Here is a 15,703-nt window from a genome sequence, read left to right as displayed (position 1 = left end):
CGTTCACCCATCGGAGATTTCCCCGTGGAAAATGACTCCCCCAATACGCCCAGAGGCAAGGATGCCCCTGTCTCTGACGGCGTGCCCAAGCCGGAAGGCCCGGCGAACCTGATCGATACCGACTACGTGATCGGCCAGGACAACGTGACCGCCAGCCGGTTCGGCCTCGATGTCGACCTGCACGGCAAGGTGTTCTCGATATCCGCCCTGACGATCCTGTTCTTCGTGTTCATCACCCTGGCCCTGCAGGATCAGGTAGAACCGATCTTCGATGCGGTCTTCGCCTTCCTGACCGGCAACATGTCCTGGTTCTTCCTGCTGGCAGCCAATATCTTCGTGCTGCTCGCCGTGGGGCTGATCTTCACGCCCCTGGGCAAGATCCGAATCGGCGGAGCCCACGCCACGCCGGACTTCAGCTACACGGGCTGGTTCGCGATGCTGTTCGCCGCCGGCATGGGCATCGGCCTGATGTTCTATGGCGTCTCGGAGCCCTTGACCCACTTCGGCACCGCGCTGGGCGGTACCAGCATGGAGAACGGCGCCCGGACCGACTGGGCACCGCTGGCCGCCGCTGCCGGTGACACCGATGGGGCGATCTCGCTGGCCATGGCGGCCACCATCTTCCACTGGGGCCTGCACCCCTGGGGCATCTATGCGGTGGTGGCGCTGGCCCTGGCGCTGTTCTCCTTCAACAAGGGCCTGCCGCTGACCATGCGCTCAGTCTTCTACCCGATCCTGGGTGAGCGGATCTGGGGCTGGCCGGGCCATGTGATCGACATCCTGGCGGTGTTCGCGACCCTGTTCGGTCTGGCGACCTCGCTAGGCCTGGGGGCCTCGCAGGCGTCTGCCGGCCTTGCCTACCTGTTCGGCATTCCCGACAACGATGTCACCATGGTCTTGCTGATCGTAGGGATCAGCGCGGTGGCACTGCTCTCGGTCCTGGCTGGCGTCGACAAGGGCGTGCAGCGCCTTTCCCAGCTCAACATGGTGCTGGCCTTCCTGCTGCTGGCGTTCGTGATTGCCGTCGGTCCGACACTGGCCATCGCCAGCGGCTTCTTCGAGAACCTGGGGGCCTACCTGGTCCACCTGCCGGCGCTGTCGATGCCCTTCGGGCGTGAAGATGCCAACTTCAGCCAGGGCTGGACCGCCTTCTACTGGGCGTGGTGGATCTCCTGGTCACCGTTCGTCGGCATGTTCATCGCCCGCGTCAGCCGTGGCCGCAGCGTGCGTGAATTCCTGATCGCCGTGCTGCTGGTGCCGTCGCTGGTCTCGGTGCTGTGGATGACCGCCTTCGGCGGCACCGCCATCGACCAAGTGATCACCGACAACTTCCAGGGCGTCAAGGACGCGGCCCTCGAGCTGCAGCTGTTCACGATGCTGGGCCAGCTGCCGCTGACCTCGATCACGTCGTTCGTGGGGATCGTGCTGGTGATGGTGTTCTTCATCACCTCCTCGGACTCCGGCTCGCTGGTGATCGACTCCATCACCGCCGGCGGCAAGGTCGATGCGCCCAAGCCCCAGCGCATGTTCTGGGCCATCATCGAGGGCGTGATCGCCATCGCCCTGCTGCTGGGTGGCGGTCTGGCCGCGCTGCAGACCGCGGTGATCACCACCGGCCTGCCGTTCACGCTGGTGCTGGTGGCGGCCTGCTACGCCATCATCAAGGGACTGCTCTCCGAGCCGCGAGGCTGACCCTGGTCTTCCCCGGCCCTGCCGGGGAAGGGCCGCTTCTCCACGTCGAACCCCATGGCCCCCGTGCGGGGCCATCACGCGATGAGCGGGTCGGGCCGATGCCTGGTCCGTTCATCGAGCCTGTGCGGCGTACGGGCTCGACCTCGCCGGGCCGAACAGGCATGGTTGTGCTCTCGCTTCGGGATTCTCGCCGCGATGGAGGCCCCCTCCCCGCAGCGGGCAAGACCCGAACGCCGCGACCCAACGAGCGTTCATGGCCCAGAAGGCCGAGGAGGAAACACCGATGTCGAACCGTCTGACCAGACGCCTGTGCACGACCCTGCTGCTGTCGCTGCTGGCCATCGCGCCCACGGCCTTCGCCCAGCAGGCGACGCCGGGTGCCACCGGGGCCAATGTCCAGACCGAGCAGTTCCGTGACTGGCAGGTGCTCTGCCCGGCCGAGGGAAGCCAGGGCCCCTGCACCATGAGCCAGCTGGTCACCAACCCCAACAGCAACGATCCGCTGATGCGGGTGATCCTGGGCTATCCGCCGGAGCTCGAGGGTCGGCCGGCGATGACCTTCCTGCTGCCGCTGGGGGTGCGCCTCGCCGCGGGCCTGCAGCTCGCCGTGGGCGGCGGTGAGCCGGCCCAGTTCCCCTATCAGGTCTGCCTGCAGCAGGGCTGCCGCGCCGACCTGCCGGTGCCGCCAGCGCTGCTCAGCGATCTGCGCGGCGGCAGCAACGCGACGCTGAGCCTGGTCGGCCCACGCGGCAACCGCATGGACCTGGACATCTCGCTGATGGGCTTCACCGACGCCAGCGCGCGCATCGCGCCCTGAGCCACTCACCGCCCCGCTACGCAAACGCCCCGGCACTCAGCCGGGGCGTTTCATTTTGAGCAGGGTCGGCGCCTTGCGCCGCCTGGCCAGGCCTACCAGAAGCCCATGTGGTCCTGCAGGATGGCGGTACCGATACCGATCAGCACGACCCCTCCGAGCAGCTCCGCACGCTTGCCGATCAGCGCGCCCAGGCGGCGGCCCAGCATCACGCCCAGGGTGGCCATCAGGGTGGTGGCCAGGCCGATGGCCAGGGCGGTGACCAGGATATTGACCTCCATGAAGGCCAACCCAACCCCCACGGTCAGCGCATCGATGCTGGTGGTGACGGCGGTGGCGACCAGCAGCCAGCCGCCGTGGCGGCGCGGCGGGTCCGACGCCTCGCCCGCCGGCTCGGGCGCGGCGAGACCGGCGAGGATCATGCGCCCGCCCAGCAGCAGCAGCAGGGCGAAGACCACCCAGTGATCCCAGGCCTCGATATGGCGCGAGGCCCCGTAGCCCAGCGCCCAGCCAATCAGCGGCGTCAGGCCCTCGATCACGCCGAAGATCAGGCCGGTGCGCAGCGCCTCGCGAAAGCGCGGCTGTCGCAGCACGGCGCCCTTGCCGATGGCGACGGCGAAGGCATCGGTGGACATGGAGAAGGCCAGCAAGGTGGTGGAGAGCAGCGTCATCCTGAATCGATCCCGGCCGGGCGGTCACCACGACGACACGGCGCGCCCGGCCTGGGGCACCGCACCATCGATGGTCTCGCCAACCCGGAGGTACACCTGCCACGGCATCTGGCCGACTGTGTTGACAAGCATGCTCACGAGGGCCGTGAGCCGGCTACTCCCCAACGAAGGGCATGAGGATCGGCGGGCGTGCCGCCGTCCTCGATGCGGGAGTATACCAAGTCTTGATGTTGCCATGCAGCAGGCTGGGGCCATCGATGGCTCGAGGTCGCCCCGCCTCGAGGTGTCAGCTCGCCTTCAGGGCTATCATGCGCAGTCGCAGGGCATTGGCGATCACGCTGACCGAGGAGAGCGACATGGCCGCCGCCGCGATGATCGGCGACAGCAGCAGGCCGGTGAAGGGATAGAGGACGCCGGCGGCGATCGGCACGCCCACGGCGTTGTAGACGAAGGCGAAGAAGAGGTTCTGGCGGATGTTGCGCATGGTGGCCCGGGAGAGGCGATGCGCCTCGACGATGCCGGTCAGATCGCCGCGCAGCAGGGTCACGCCGGCACTCTCGATGGCGACATCGGTGCCGGTGCCCATGGCCATGCCCACGTCGGCGGTTGCCAGAGCCGGCGCGTCGTTGACGCCGTCGCCGGCCATCACGACGATCCGCCCCTCATCGCGCAGCCGCTGCACCACTCGCCCCTTGTCCTCGGGCAGCACCTCGGCCTCCACCTCGTAGATGCCCAGGCGACGGGCCACGGCCTCGGCGGAGGTGCGGTTGTCACCGGTGAGCATGACGACCCGCAATCCGTCGGCCTGCAGGGCGCGAATCGCCTCCTCGGTGGTCTCCTTGACCGGATCGGCAATCGCCACCAGGCCGGCCAGACGCCCGTCCACGGCGGCGAAGATCACGGTGGCACCATCGCCCCGCAGCCGTTCGGCCTCGTCCTCCAGCTCGGCCAGGTTCACCGCTTCGCTCTCCATCAGCAGGCGATTGCCGAGGGCGACACGATGATCACCGATCCGGCCCACCACGCCCTTGCCGTTGGGCGAATCAAAGTCCGTGGCCTCGGAGAGTTCGAGCCCTTCCTCCCTGGCCCTCTCGACGATCGCCTGCGCCAGGGGATGCTCGCTGCCGCGCTCCAGCCCCGCGGCCAGGCGCAGCAGGTCGGTTGCGTCGCCGCCCTCTACCGGCCGCAGCTCGGTCACCCGCGGCTTGCCTTCGGTCAGGGTGCCGGTCTTGTCGACGACCACGGTGTCGACCTTCTCCAGGCGTTCCAGCGCCTCGGCATCGCGGATCAGCACGCCGGCCTGGGCCCCGCGACCCACGCCCACCATGATCGACATCGGCGTCGCCAGCCCCAGGGCACAGGGACAGGCGATGATCAGCACGCTGACCGCGGCGATCAGGCCGAAGGCCATGGGCGGTGCCGGCCCCCACAGCGACCAGGCGATGAAGGCCAGCACCGCGACCAGGATCACCACCGGCACGAAGACGCCGGCCACCTTGTCAGCCAGTCCCTGGATGGGCGCGCGGCTGCGCTGGGCGCTGGCCACCATCTGCACGATCTGCGACAGCATGGTGTCGCGGCCCACCTTGTCGGCGCGCATGATGAAGGAGCCCTGGCCGTTGATGCTGCCGCCGATCACACCGTCTCCGGCGGCCTTGCGCACCGCCAGCGGCTCGCCGGTGACCATCGACTCATCGATGTTGGAGCGTCCCTCCAGCACCTCGCCATCCAGCGGCACCTTGTCGCCGGGACGCACCCGCAGGCGATCCCCCACCTGGACCTGGTCGAGGGAGACCTCCTCCTCCTGCCCCTGCTCGTCGAGGCTTCGGGCGGTGGCCGGGGCCAGGTCGAGCAGCGCACGGATCGCCCCCGAGGTCTTCTCCCGGGCGCGCAGTTCCAGCACCTGGCCCAGCAGCACCAGCACCACGATCACCGCCGACGCCTCGAAATAGACGGCCACCGAGCCATCGGCCTGGCGGAAGGTGGCGGGGAAGATGCCCGGCACGATCGTCGCCAGCAGGCTGTAGACCAGCGCCGCCCCGGTGCCGATGGAAATCAGGGTAAACATGTTGAGGCTACGCCGAACGACGGAGCGCCAGCCGCGCACGAAGAAAGGCCAGCCCGCCCAGGCCACCACCGGCGTGGCCAGCACGAGCTGGATCCAGTTCGAGACCTGCGGGGCCATCAAATGATCGAGGTCGACCAGGTGACCGCCCATCTCCAGCACCAGCACCGGCAGGGCCAGCGCCAGGCCGATCCAGAAGCGGCGCGTCATGTCCTTCAGCTCTTCGGAAGGCCCGGTATCGGCGCTGACCGTCTCGGGTTCCAGCGCCATGCCGCAGATGGGGCAGTCGCCGGGGCCCTCCTGACGGACCTCGGGGTGCATCGGGCAGGTGTAGATCGTGCCGGGTGGCGCCGATTCCGCCGATGGCCTGTCGCCCAGGTAAGACTCGGGATCCGCCTCGAACTTCTCCCGACATCTCGCGGAGCAGAAGTACCAGGTCGTGTCCGCGTGGGTGGTGCGATGGGCCGTCTCATGAGGATCGACCTGCATACCGCAAACGGGATCCGTCACCTTATCCGCGTGTTCCTGGGTCATGTTCCATCCTCCCTGCTACGGTTCCCCTTCGCATCATGCGAATGGGCATGGTGGTCGGCGTCTTGTGCGGGACGCCCGGAAAGAAACACGTATTCCGCTGCCAGAATGACGACCATGGCACACGCCGCGACGAGCAGCACCAGTGGATCCGTGATCACTTTCACCCAGATGAAGCCGGTCAGTACGACCATGTCCAGGACGATGGCGACCAGCAGTATGGCCGGTTTTGCCTCAACCTCTTCGCGCAGGTGGCGGAACACCCCCCAGTGGATGGCGATATCCATGACCAGATAGAAGATGATGCCGAGGGCCGCTATACGACTGAGATCGAAAAATGCCGTCAGGAACAGACCGAGCACTACCGTGTAGACCAGGGTGTGCTTCTGAATACTGCCGGGCATGTGAAAATGGCGATGGGGAACCAGCTGCATCTCGGTCAGCATGGCCAACATTCGTGATACCGCAAAAATGCTGGCAATGATCCCTCCTGCAGTGGCCAGCATGGCAAGAACGACGGTGAACCAGACGGCCGCCTCACCGATTGCGGGTCTGGCGGCGGCCGCCAGGGAGTAATCCTGTGTCTCGATAATCTCCGTCAGCGACAGGTTGGTTGATACGGCAAACCCGACCATGGCGTAGATCACGACACAGAGGATGATCGAGATGACGATCGCCCTCCCGACGTTACGGTGGGGGTCCTGAATTTCGGCGCCGCTGTTGGTGATGGTGGTAAAGCCCTTGAAGGCCAGAATGCCCAGCGCGGTTGCCCCAAGGAATCCGGACAGGGAAGGATCCGGTGCCGCTCCCGTCGTCTCCATGCCGAGGGAATCAGCCACCAGAACCCCCGCCACGCCGAACAGGATAATGCCGCCTATCTTGATGATGCCGAGGACTGACGCTACCCCCTGGATAAGCTTGTTCGCCGAGAGGTTGATCAAGAATGCCGACAGCAAGAGCCCGACACCCAGCAGGGGCACCAGCAACGCCCTATCTTCTACGTCAACCAGCTCCAGCGTGTAGGAGCCGAAGGTTCTCGCCAGGAAGCTCTGGGCGATCACCATGGAAAAATACATCAGCAGCGCATGGAAGGCGGTCTTACGCTCAATTGATCATCGCAACACTGCCACCTTGTAGGAGTGACATGGCCAGACGAGGACGCCCTGGAGGACTTTCCGCAAGCCAGAAGCAGCTGTTGTGGGAGCAGTGGCAGGAGGGGCAATCCTTAAGCGAGATCAGTCGCCTGCTTTGCGAGAACCCTGGCTCGATACATCGTGTCCTGTCCAGCAACGGTGGTATCGCGCCGCAATCGCGTTCACGGTCCAGCCGGCACTTGACGCTATCCGAGAGGGAAACGATCTCTCGTGGTCTCGCCACAGGCCTAACCTTTCGGCGCATCGCCAAGCAGCTGGACCGCTCTGTTTCCACGGTGAGCCGGGAAGTCGCCCGCCATGGAGGACGAGACCAGTATCGGGCTAGCACGGCTGATGAAGCCGCATGGGAGCAGGGAAAGCGCCCCAAGGTTTGCCATCTGGCGACCGTTCCCGAACTACGACAGCTCGTGGTGGAAAAGCTTTCCCTACAGTGGTCCCCCGAGCAGATCTCAGGCTGGCTGAAACTCCGCTTCCCGGGAGACCGGCGCATGCAGGTATCACATGAGACGATCTACCGTAGCCTGTATATCCAAGCGCGTGGTGTGCTGAAGAAAGAGCTGATGCAGCATCTGCGTTCCAAGCGCATGATGCGCCGCTCCAAGCGTGCCATGAGCCAGCCACGCGGGCAGATCAAGGACGCGGTCTCTATCCGCGAGCGTCCTCCAGAGGCGGAGGATCGGGCGATTCCGGGGCATTGGGAAGGTGACTTGATCACCGGTGCCAAAAACTCCCATATCGCTACCCTGGTCGAGCGTCACTCTCGTTTCACCATGTTGGTTCAGGTAGATGGCAAGGACACGACCAGTGTGATCGCTGGCTTGGTAAGAGAGGCACAGCGCCTGCCGGCTGCTCTGAAGGGATCTCTGACATGGGATCGGGGCACAGAGCTGGCGGCACATAAGGACTTCACTGTTGCGACGGACATCCAGGTCTACTTCTGTGACCCACAGAGCCCATGGCAGCGGGGGACCAATGAGAATACCAACCGTTTGCTGAGACAGTACTACCCAAAGGGGATGGATTTATCCACGTTCACTCAGCAAGACCTTGATCAGGTGGCCATGCGACTGAACGAGCGCCCCAGGAAAACGCTGGGCTACAAGACACCTGCTGAGGTCTTATCAACCACTGTTGCATTGACCGGTTGAGCATAAGGTCGGCAGTGTTGCCCCGTACGCCTTGTGGAGGTACATGCCGATGCCACCAGCTGACGGATAGGCATTGGACAACTTGACATAGGAGTAGGCGCTGAAGGCGACGACGAACGCCGCCGACAAGAAGGCCAGGGGAAACAACTTCCCCGTCATCTCCGCCATCTGGCCCGTCAGGGCGAAGATGCCGGCACCGATCATCACCCCCGTCCCCAGCGCGATGGCCCCGATGAGCGAGAGGCTGTTCTCCTGATACTCGGGCGATCTATCCATTCACACCTCATCTCGTCACAGGATAATGGAACCGCGCACTTCCTCAGGACATGGCCGCACAGGGCCGCGACAGGATCTCCCGGAACAGGTTCGGCCGGAGGGTGGACGTCACCACCTGAAATTCCGGTGACGGCAGCAGTGGTTGGAGGCCAGGAAAGCGTGTCATGCAGCCCTTTTCCTGAAGGGCACCTCCAGCACTTCTCAATGGCAGCTCCAGGGTTTCTGCTTGGCGTTATCCTTCACATTCTGATCGACGAAGCGATAGTATTCTTCCTTGATCCGGTTCCATCTTCCTGAACTGATATCGACACCGTGCCGCTCAAGAACCTTCTCGACATCATCGATGCATAGCCGCTGGGCATCGTAGGCAAGGCGGAGCTGACTGAGCTCGTCATCATAGAATGCCTTATCCATTCCAAATAGATTATCGACTTGGGCAATGGCGGCCTCCATACGCCATGACTCGTGTGGCTTCAGCTTCAACGTCCGCGTGACCAGCGTGGCCTCCGAAACACCCAGGCGATGCTCTCTCTTCGACATGATTAACCTCTCGTCAGCAGAAGTCTCAGGGTTGATCACTACCGCTGCCATCGCCGTGCCCGCCATGACACCGGCGCATGAGCCGATGCATCAGGGACAGGCGACCAGTAACGGCAGCGGTAGCGCCGGATAGAGGGTCAGTCGATGGCCGGTCGCCCGTGAATTCGATCATCCCTGCCTGCTTCTCATCACAGGATGAACTGCTTCAAGGGCATCCACAGTCCCATGAAGATCATCACCAGGTTCTCGGTCAGGGACACGAAGCCCAGGGGGACATTGCTGTTGCCGCCAACACAGGCACACTTCAGCTCGCGCTTATCGATATAGACGGCCTTGAAGACCGAGACGACGCCCACCGTGCCGATGAACAACGCCAGAGGCGCGGCCAGCCAGATCCAGGCGCCGGCCAGCATCAGGACACCGGCGAGGGTCTCGGCGAAGGGGTAGACGTAGCCGTAGCGGACGTGGCGCTGGGCGAGCAGGTCGTAGTTGAGGAACATGGTGCTGAAGCTTTCGATGTCCTGCAGTTTCTGGAGCCCCAGCAGGGTCATGGCGGCGGCGATCGCATACTCCAGCATGCGCCCGGAGACGAGGGTACCGCCGGCCGTCCAGCTCACCGCCAGGCCGATCAGCAGGGAGGTCGCGAAGATGGCGATGACCGGCTGATAGCTGATCTCCTTCTCGCCGGGCACGCTCATGCCGAGATACTCGCGCAGCTCCTCGTAGCCCCCCACGCGCCGATCGCCGATATAGACCTGGGGCGTGGTGTCGACGCCGGCCTCTTCCTTGAACGCCTCGATCGCCTCGCGCGAACCGAGAGTGTGATCGTCCACCCGGTAGCCCTTGCGCTCGAGCAGATCCAGGGTCTTGAGGCCGAACGGGCACAGATGCTCGTCCGTCTTCATGCGGTAGAGGCGAGCGGACTCGTGCTGCGAAGACGCTGCCGAGGTAGTGCTGCTCATGATCATCGACCTCCTTGCGGTAACGAGAACGGATCGGGGCGACCGGACGCTCAAGGCCATGGCGCCGTCGGGCCATTGCCCGCCACCCTCCTTTTGCCGATGGCCGCGGCGGTGCCCCTCACGTTACCTACAGACTAGAACCCTTGTGTGACCCAAGGGTCAAGGCGATGCTCGCCGAGGCCGGTCACAGCAGCAGCCTGACCCCGGCCACGACGCCTCTGTCCTCGGTGGCATCGCCGCCGGCCCGGGACAGGTCGGCGGTATCGCCGACTTGCTTCTCCCAGTAGGCCCCCACATAGGGGGTGATGCGGCGCGTCACCGCATAGCCAAGTCGCATGCCGACCCGCACGGAATTGAGCCCCTCGCCCACGCCGAAGGTCTCGACCTCGCTGCCGGCCAGGGCGATCTCGGTGCGCGGCTGCAGGCTGAGGCGCTGGGTCAGGCGCAGGTCGTACTCGCCCTCGATGCTTGCCGAGACATCGCCAGCGTCGCTGAGGCGCAGCACCACGTCGGTCTCGATGCCGTAGGGCATCACCCCCTGCAGGCCGACCACGCCATAGCCGCGCTCGGCATGGTCGTCCGAGAACACCCCGCCCTGATAGCCGACGCCGCCCTGCAGCTCCCAGAAGTCGGCAATCAGCCGGCTGTAGAGCAGCTCCAGCGATTCGAATTCAGCGTCCTCGCCGTCGCCCTGGACGTTCTCGCCCTCCGACTTGAGGTAGACCCGGTTGACGTCGCCGCCGAACCAGGCCTGGAGATCCCACACCAGCGCCTCCTGCCCCTCATCGGGCAGGGCATACTCGAGCCGGTCGATCAGCACCATGCCCAGGTGATGCTTGACCATGGGGGGCGGCCAGTCGGCGGGGGCCGCGTAGCCATCCTCGGCCTGGGCGGTGGGCAGCACCAGCAGGGCCATGGCGCTGCTGATCCCGATCACAACGTTTCTGGTATTCATGCGTTCTCCTTGCGAAACCTGATTCACGAGAGCGGGTTCACGAGACCTGGACGACTCGGAACATGCCGGCCTTCATGTGATAGAGCAGGTGACAGTGAAAGGCCCAGCTGCCCTCGGCATCGGCGGTGATCAGCGCCGAGACGCGCTCGCCGGGCTTGACGTTCAGGGTGTGCTTGCGAGGGATGAGCTCACCGTGGCCGTTCTCGAGCTCCATCCACATGCCGTGGAGATGGATCGGGTGCTCCATCATGGTATCGTTGATCAGGATCAGGCGCAGGCGCTCGCCGTGGTGGAAGTGAAGGGGGCCTGTCATCTCGCTGAACGTCTTGCCGTCGAAGGACCAGATATAGCGCTCCATGTTGCCGGTAAGGTGCAGCTCCAGCTCACGCGCAGGTGCACGGCGATCCGGCCAGGGAGTGAAAGCCTTGAGATCGCCATAGACCAGCGTGCGACGCTCACCCGGCGTGATGCCGATGCCCGCCTGGCCAAAGCGCGAGCCCGGCTGCGCCGTGCCTGCCGCCAGCATGCCGTTGGCGCTCATCCGGCTGCGCTCACCCGCCATGCCCGCCATGGTCCCGTGATCCATGCCCGCCATGCCGTGGGCGCCCATGGCCTCCATGCCGCGATCGGCGATGGCGCGACGCTCGGGGAGCTCCGCGCTCATGCCCTCGCGGGGCGCCAGGGTGGCGCGGGCGTAGCCGCTGCGATCCATGGATTCGGCGAAGATCGTATAGGCCGTGTCGTCCTCGGGGGCGACCAGCACGTCATAGGTCTCGGCCACGGCGATGCGAAACTCGTCGACGGGAACCGGCTGCACGGGCTGGCCGTCGGCCGCCACCACGGTCATCTTGAGCCCCGGGATGCGCACGTCGAAGTAGGACATCGCCGAGCCGTTGATCACCCGCAGGCGGACGCGCTCGCCGCGCTTGAACAGCGCCGTCCAGTTCTCCTGTGGAGCGTGGCCGTTGAGCAGGTAGCTGTAGGTGCTGCCGGTGACGTCGGCGATATCGCGGGAGCTCATGCGCATCTTCGCCCACATGCTGCGCATCTCGGCGGTGGCGGCGAAGCCCTTCTCGCGCACGTCGGCGAAGAAGTCGGCGACGGTGCGCTCCTTGGCGTTGTAGTAGCCCTCGGCGGTCTTGAGGTTGCGAAAGACCGACATCGGATCCTCGAAGGTCCAGTCGGTGAGCAGCAGCACGTGCTCGCGGTCGTAGCGGAACGGCTCTCGCTCGGCGGCATCGATGATCAACGGGCCGGCGTGGCCCAGCTGCTCCTGCAGGCCGGAGTGGCTGTGATACCAGTAGGTGCCGTTCTGGCGCACCGGGAAACGGTAGGTGAAGGTCTCGCCGGGGGCGATGCCGGCGAAGCTCACCCCCGGCACGCCGTCCATGCCGGGCGGCAGGATCAGGCCGTGCCAGTGGATGGACGTCGGCTCATCGAGCAGGTTGGTGACCTTGAGCACCGCCTCCTGGCCCTCCTTCAGACGAATCAGCGGTCCGGGACTGGTGCCGTTGATCGTCATCGGCCGGGCCGACTGGCCGTCGATCGGCAGGGCTTCCCGGCGGATGGCCAGCGCCACCTCGGGCCCCTCCTCGGCGCCCTTTGCATAGACGCTGGTGCGCCCCCAGGGATCGGCCCAGCCGGGGCGCACGCCCAGGGCGGCGGCCGAGCCCAGGCCCAGCGCCGCGCCGCCCTTGAGGATCTGCCGACGCGTCAGCGGGTGATGGATGACTCCGGAACCTGGCATGGGTGACTCCCGTCGATGACTGATCGCGCCATCCTGACGGGCCAAGCTGAATCAGCGCTGAATCTTGCCGCTGAACTCTCGCCGCTGACCCTGCGGCTCAGGCCAGGCTTGCGCCGACCGGCACCGTGATTTCCACCCGCAATCCGCCCAGAGGGCTCGGCGCGAAGTCGACCCGCCCCGCGTAGCGGGTCAGCAGCTGGTGCAGGATCGCCAGCCCCAGCCCGTAGCCGGGGCGGCGCTCGTCCAGGCGGGTGCCGCGCTGGCCCAGGCGCGCCATGTCCGCCTCGGCCACTCCCGGCCCGTCGTCCTCGATGAGGATGGTGAGGCCCTGCTCGAGGCGCAGCCGGCAGTGAACCTCGCGGGTGGCCCACTTGCCGGCGTTATCCAGCACGATGCCGAGCATCTCGGAGAGATCCTGGGAGTCGATCGCGACCCGCAGGTCGCGCTGCGCGGGCAGGCTCAGCGTGAAGCGCTTGTCGGGGTAGAGGGAACGGAACATCTCGATCAGCCGCTCGCTGTCGCGACTGAGCTCGGTCATGCGCCCGGCATGGGGGCCGGCGATGCGCGAGCGGCGCAGCTCGGCATCCAGCTGGGCATGCACCGCGTCGAGCCGCTCCAGCAGCCGCCGCCGACGCGTCGCGTCGATGGGGCGGTTGCCGCGCAGCACCTGCGTGACCGCCGCCAGCGGCGTCTTGAGCGCGTGGGAGAGGTTGGCCACCGAGTCGCGGGAGCGCTGCAGGCGGGCGTCGATCTCGTCCATGAAGTGGTTGAGCTGGACGACCAGGCCGTCCAGTTCGGAGGGCACGTCCGGGGAGAGCCGCTCACGCTCGCCGCGGCGCAGCTCCCCCAGCTGGTCGCGCAGCCGAGAGAGGGGAATCAACCCGCGGTTGACGGCCAGCAGGTTCAGCGCCACCAGCATCACCAATACCGCCGCGGCGATGCCGCCGACCCACCCGTGCAGCCGATGGAGCCCCGCCTCGACCTGCGAGAAGTCCTCGCCGATCAGCAGCACGCCACGCTCGCCGTTGAGGACGAACGCCTGCCGAAAGACCAGCAGGTGCTGCCCATCTTCCCGCACCTCCGTCAGGGCATCCCGGGACGCCTCGAGCAGCGGTTGCAGCGCCACCTGCCAGCGCGGGTCGGAGGCCGAGAGGTCGTCACCGAGGCGCAGCACGTAGAGATGATGGAAGACCTGGAAGCCGCGACTGGCCGACTCCAGCACGCCGGCAGAGACGCGATCATCGCGGCGCAGCTGCTCGATGGCATGGGCGGCCTCGCGCTCCAGGCGCGCGCCGAGGAAGTCACGGGCCAGATCGTTGAGCAGGATGCCGTGCAGCAGCCAGGTCATCCCGGTGACCACCAAGGCGATGCCCGACAGCCAGGCCAGCAGCCTGACACGCAGGCTGCGCCGATCAACGCGCAACGAAGACATAGCCCTGGCCGCGCCGGGTCTGGATGATCGCCTTGCCCAGGTAGCGCCGCAGCCGCGCGATGTAGACCTCGATGAGGTTGGGCGCCGCGGCGTCCTGCTCCAGGGCATAGAGCTGATGGAGCAGCTGATCCTTGGAGAGCACGCGTCCGGGATGGTGCATGAAGTAGCGCAACAGCAGGAACTCGGTGCCGGTGAGCGAGTGCCAGGGGCCACCATCGAGGCGCACGCAGCGGTTCGCCTCGTCCAGCGAGACGCCGCCCTGCGAAAGCGCCTGGGACAGGCGCCCGGACTTGCGGCGCAAGAGCGCCATGATCCGGGCGATGAGCTCGGCGTCGTGGAAGGGCTTGGTCAGGTAGTCGTCGGCACCGCCCTCGAGCCCGACCACCTTGTCTTCCCAGGTGTCGCGCGCGGTGAGGATCAGCACCGGCAGGTCATGGCCGGCCCGGCGCCACTGCTTCAGAAGCTCCAGTCCCGAGCCGTCCGGCAGGCCGAGATCGAGGATCGCCAGCTCATAGTGCTCGGTGGCCATGAGCGACCTGGCCACGTGCAACGACGTGGCCAGGTCCGTGCGATAACCGTTGTCCTTGAGGCAATCGACCAGGCTCTCGGCCAGCAGGTCGTCATCTTCGAGAAGCAACAGTTTCATTGACGGCGCATCACCCCTGAAGATCGATGTTGCCCGACATACCCGATTCGTAATGCCCGGGAATGTTGCAGGCGTATTCGAGGCTATCCACATTCTTCGGAGCGGTCCAGACGAGTGTGGCGCGCTCTCCCGGTGCCAGGTTCACGGCAGGCATCTGGCCGCCGTGCTGCCCCTCGGCCATGTCGTGGCCGCCATGATCGCCATGACCGCCATGACCGCCGCTCATCTGCTGCATCATTTCCCGGTGAGCCTCCTGGGCCTGGGCGTCGCCGATCACGAACTCGTGGGCTAGATGACCGGTGTTGGTGATCTCGAAGCGAATCGTGTGGCCAGGTTCAACGTTCAGCGATTCGGCATCGAACCACATGTCGCCCGCCTCGAGGCGGATGGTGCGGTCGACCTCGGCGTCGCCGGCCGGCGCATGGGAACCACCGTGCTCGCCGGCGGCGAAGGCGGTGCTGGTGACAAGCCCCAGGGTCAGGGCCAGTAGCGTCTTGCGCATCGCGGGTACCTCTCGCGTCGTATCGGGGAGTGTCCTTTGTACCCTAGCAACCTGAAACGAGACTGAAACCGGGCCTCGGCATCACGCTCTGGCGGGACGCTTGACCTAGGGGCCACCCAAGGGTTGTAAGCTCATAACGGTTGTAAGCTCATAATGATAGTTGCCAGTGTCTTCCCATCGGGGAAGGCCTCGTTCCTACCATACGCACTGAAGTGGACCCCATCCTTCGGACCACCTGACAGGTCATCTAAGCTCGGATCGGGTCATTATCAGCGTCAGGCCGCCTTGTTCAGTGGTTGAGGGAAATACAGCTCATCGGGTGTCGCATCGTCCAGTCCTTGGTGGGGACGATCCCGGTTGTACCAGGTGAAGTAGCGGCCCAGCTCCTGCTTCAAGTGCGCTCCATCCTTGAAGGCCTTCAGGTAGACGCATTCATACTTCACGCTGCGCCAGAGTCGCTCCACGAAAATGTTGTCCCGGTAGCAACCCTTGCCGTCCATGCTGATGGTCACGCCATGAGTCTCCAGGACATCGGTGAAGGCCTGGCTGGTGAACTGGCATCCCTGAT

The 15,703-nt window shown here is 65.5% G+C and carries 16 protein-coding genes; 3 read left to right on the top strand and 13 right to left on the bottom strand.

Annotation, left to right across the window (positions count from 1 at the left end; genetic code table 11):
• Positions 1-24 precede the first annotated feature (24 nt).
• Together BM388_RS01225 and BM388_RS01220 are read left to right on the top strand one after the other, a co-directional pair.
• Positions 25-1,692 (top strand): BCCT family transporter, encoded by a 1,668-nt coding sequence (locus BM388_RS01225; RefSeq protein ID WP_245781424.1) that lies wholly within the window; start codon positions 25-27, stop codon positions 1,690-1,692.
• 253 nt (positions 1,693-1,945) lie between these two features.
• Positions 1,946-2,509: an invasion associated locus B family protein gene (locus tag BM388_RS01220; protein ID WP_245781423.1), complete on the top strand. Its 564-nt coding sequence runs from the start codon at positions 1,946-1,948 to the stop codon at positions 2,507-2,509.
• A 92-nt stretch (positions 2,510-2,601) separates the two neighbouring features.
• Here BM388_RS01220 and mntP read toward each other — a convergent pair whose 3' ends face one another.
• From mntP to BM388_RS01205, 3 genes are all read right to left on the bottom strand, one after another.
• Entirely contained in the window at positions 2,602-3,177 is a 576-nt protein-coding gene (mntP, locus tag BM388_RS01215) for a manganese efflux pump MntP (protein ID WP_089846364.1), read from the bottom strand.
• Positions 3,178-3,463: 286 nt separating this feature from the next.
• Positions 3,464-5,776: a heavy metal translocating P-type ATPase gene (locus BM388_RS01210; protein ID WP_139233883.1), complete on the bottom strand. Its 2,313-nt coding sequence runs from the start codon at positions 5,774-5,776 to the stop codon at positions 3,464-3,466.
• The gene (locus BM388_RS01205) at positions 5,773-6,882 is read right to left on the bottom strand and encodes an APC family permease (RefSeq protein ID WP_342714216.1); all 1,110 of its coding nucleotides are present in this window, start codon (positions 6,880-6,882) and stop codon (positions 5,773-5,775) included. The genes BM388_RS01210 and BM388_RS01205 overlap by 4 nt, the downstream gene beginning before the upstream one ends.
• Positions 6,883-6,917: 35 nt before the next feature.
• Between BM388_RS01205 and BM388_RS01200 the strand changes: the two genes are divergently transcribed.
• Positions 6,918-8,075 (top strand): IS30 family transposase, encoded by a 1,158-nt coding sequence (locus BM388_RS01200; RefSeq protein ID WP_089846359.1) that lies wholly within the window; start codon positions 6,918-6,920, stop codon positions 8,073-8,075.
• On the opposite strand, the gene BM388_RS01195 is transcribed toward BM388_RS01200, so the two are convergent.
• The 10 genes from BM388_RS01195 to BM388_RS01155 form a co-directional block, all read right to left on the bottom strand.
• The gene (locus BM388_RS01195; RefSeq protein ID WP_425431899.1) at positions 8,049-8,351 is read right to left on the bottom strand and encodes an amino acid permease; all 303 of its coding nucleotides are present in this window, start codon (positions 8,349-8,351) and stop codon (positions 8,049-8,051) included. The two genes, BM388_RS01200 and BM388_RS01195, sit on opposite strands and share 27 nt — an antisense overlap.
• A gap of 43 nt (positions 8,352-8,394) precedes the next feature.
• Positions 8,395-8,517, bottom strand: a complete 123-nt coding sequence (locus BM388_RS18145; protein ID WP_281245162.1) for a hypothetical protein — start codon at positions 8,515-8,517, stop codon at positions 8,395-8,397.
• A gap of 35 nt (positions 8,518-8,552) precedes the next feature.
• Entirely contained in the window at positions 8,553-8,891 is a 339-nt protein-coding gene (locus BM388_RS01190; RefSeq protein ID WP_089846668.1) for a hypothetical protein, read from the bottom strand.
• A gap of 188 nt (positions 8,892-9,079) precedes the next feature.
• Positions 9,080-9,853, bottom strand: coding sequence for a glutaredoxin family protein (locus BM388_RS01185; protein ID WP_217641026.1), 774 nt, complete (start codon positions 9,851-9,853; stop codon positions 9,080-9,082).
• A 184-nt stretch (positions 9,854-10,037) separates the two neighbouring features.
• Positions 10,038-10,808, bottom strand: coding sequence for a copper resistance protein B (locus BM388_RS01180; protein WP_089846356.1), 771 nt, complete (start codon positions 10,806-10,808; stop codon positions 10,038-10,040).
• 37 nt (positions 10,809-10,845) lie between these two features.
• On the bottom strand, positions 10,846-12,555 hold the full coding sequence (locus BM388_RS01175) for a copper resistance system multicopper oxidase (protein WP_089846354.1): 1,710 nt from the start codon (positions 12,553-12,555) through the stop codon (positions 10,846-10,848).
• Positions 12,556-12,652: 97 nt separating this feature from the next.
• Complete coding sequence (locus BM388_RS01170; RefSeq protein WP_089846352.1) at positions 12,653-13,987, bottom strand: ATP-binding protein; 1,335 nt, start codon at positions 13,985-13,987, stop codon at positions 12,653-12,655.
• Positions 13,968-14,633, bottom strand: a complete 666-nt coding sequence (locus BM388_RS01165; protein ID WP_089846350.1) for a response regulator transcription factor — start codon at positions 14,631-14,633, stop codon at positions 13,968-13,970. The genes BM388_RS01170 and BM388_RS01165 overlap by 20 nt, the downstream gene beginning before the upstream one ends.
• A gap of 10 nt (positions 14,634-14,643) precedes the next feature.
• The gene (locus BM388_RS01160) at positions 14,644-15,135 is read right to left on the bottom strand and encodes a cupredoxin domain-containing protein (protein WP_089846348.1); all 492 of its coding nucleotides are present in this window, start codon (positions 15,133-15,135) and stop codon (positions 14,644-14,646) included.
• A 275-nt stretch (positions 15,136-15,410) separates the two neighbouring features.
• Positions 15,411-15,703, bottom strand: a 293-nt coding sequence (locus BM388_RS01155) for an integrase core domain-containing protein (RefSeq protein ID WP_139233882.1), incomplete at its 5' end; no start/stop codon positions are given.

Source organism: Halomonas saccharevitans, from assembly GCF_900116405.1.
Classification (GTDB): domain Bacteria; phylum Pseudomonadota; class Gammaproteobacteria; order Pseudomonadales; family Halomonadaceae; genus Halomonas; species Halomonas saccharevitans.
This window is presented reverse-complemented; position numbering and strand designations above follow the sequence as displayed.

Coding starts and splice junctions, on each gene's coding strand:
- BM388_RS01195 (WP_425431899.1), bottom strand. CDS start 8,351: ATGGATAGATCGCCCGAGTATCAGGAGAACAGCCTCTCGCTCATCGGG.
- BM388_RS01170 (WP_089846352.1), bottom strand. CDS start 13,987: ATGTCTTCGTTGCGCGTTGATCGGCGCAGCCTGCGTGTCAGGCTGCTG.
- BM388_RS18145 (WP_281245162.1), bottom strand. CDS start 8,517: ATGACACGCTTTCCTGGCCTCCAACCACTGCTGCCGTCACCGGAATTT.
- BM388_RS01180 (WP_089846356.1), bottom strand. CDS start 10,808: ATGAATACCAGAAACGTTGTGATCGGGATCAGCAGCGCCATGGCCCTG.
- BM388_RS01190 (WP_089846668.1), bottom strand. CDS start 8,891: ATGTCGAAGAGAGAGCATCGCCTGGGTGTTTCGGAGGCCACGCTGGTC.
- BM388_RS01220 (WP_245781423.1), top strand. CDS start 1,946: ATGGCCCAGAAGGCCGAGGAGGAAACACCGATGTCGAACCGTCTGACC.
- mntP (WP_089846364.1), bottom strand. CDS start 3,177: ATGACGCTGCTCTCCACCACCTTGCTGGCCTTCTCCATGTCCACCGAT.
- BM388_RS01185 (WP_217641026.1), bottom strand. CDS start 9,853: ATGAGCAGCACTACCTCGGCAGCGTCTTCGCAGCACGAGTCCGCTCGC.
- BM388_RS01165 (WP_089846350.1), bottom strand. CDS start 14,633: ATGAAACTGTTGCTTCTCGAAGATGACGACCTGCTGGCCGAGAGCCTG.
- BM388_RS01210 (WP_139233883.1), bottom strand. CDS start 5,776: ATGACCCAGGAACACGCGGATAAGGTGACGGATCCCGTTTGCGGTATG.
- BM388_RS01200 (WP_089846359.1), top strand. CDS start 6,918: ATGGCCAGACGAGGACGCCCTGGAGGACTTTCCGCAAGCCAGAAGCAG.
- BM388_RS01160 (WP_089846348.1), bottom strand. CDS start 15,135: ATGCGCAAGACGCTACTGGCCCTGACCCTGGGGCTTGTCACCAGCACC.
- BM388_RS01175 (WP_089846354.1), bottom strand. CDS start 12,555: ATGCCAGGTTCCGGAGTCATCCATCACCCGCTGACGCGTCGGCAGATC.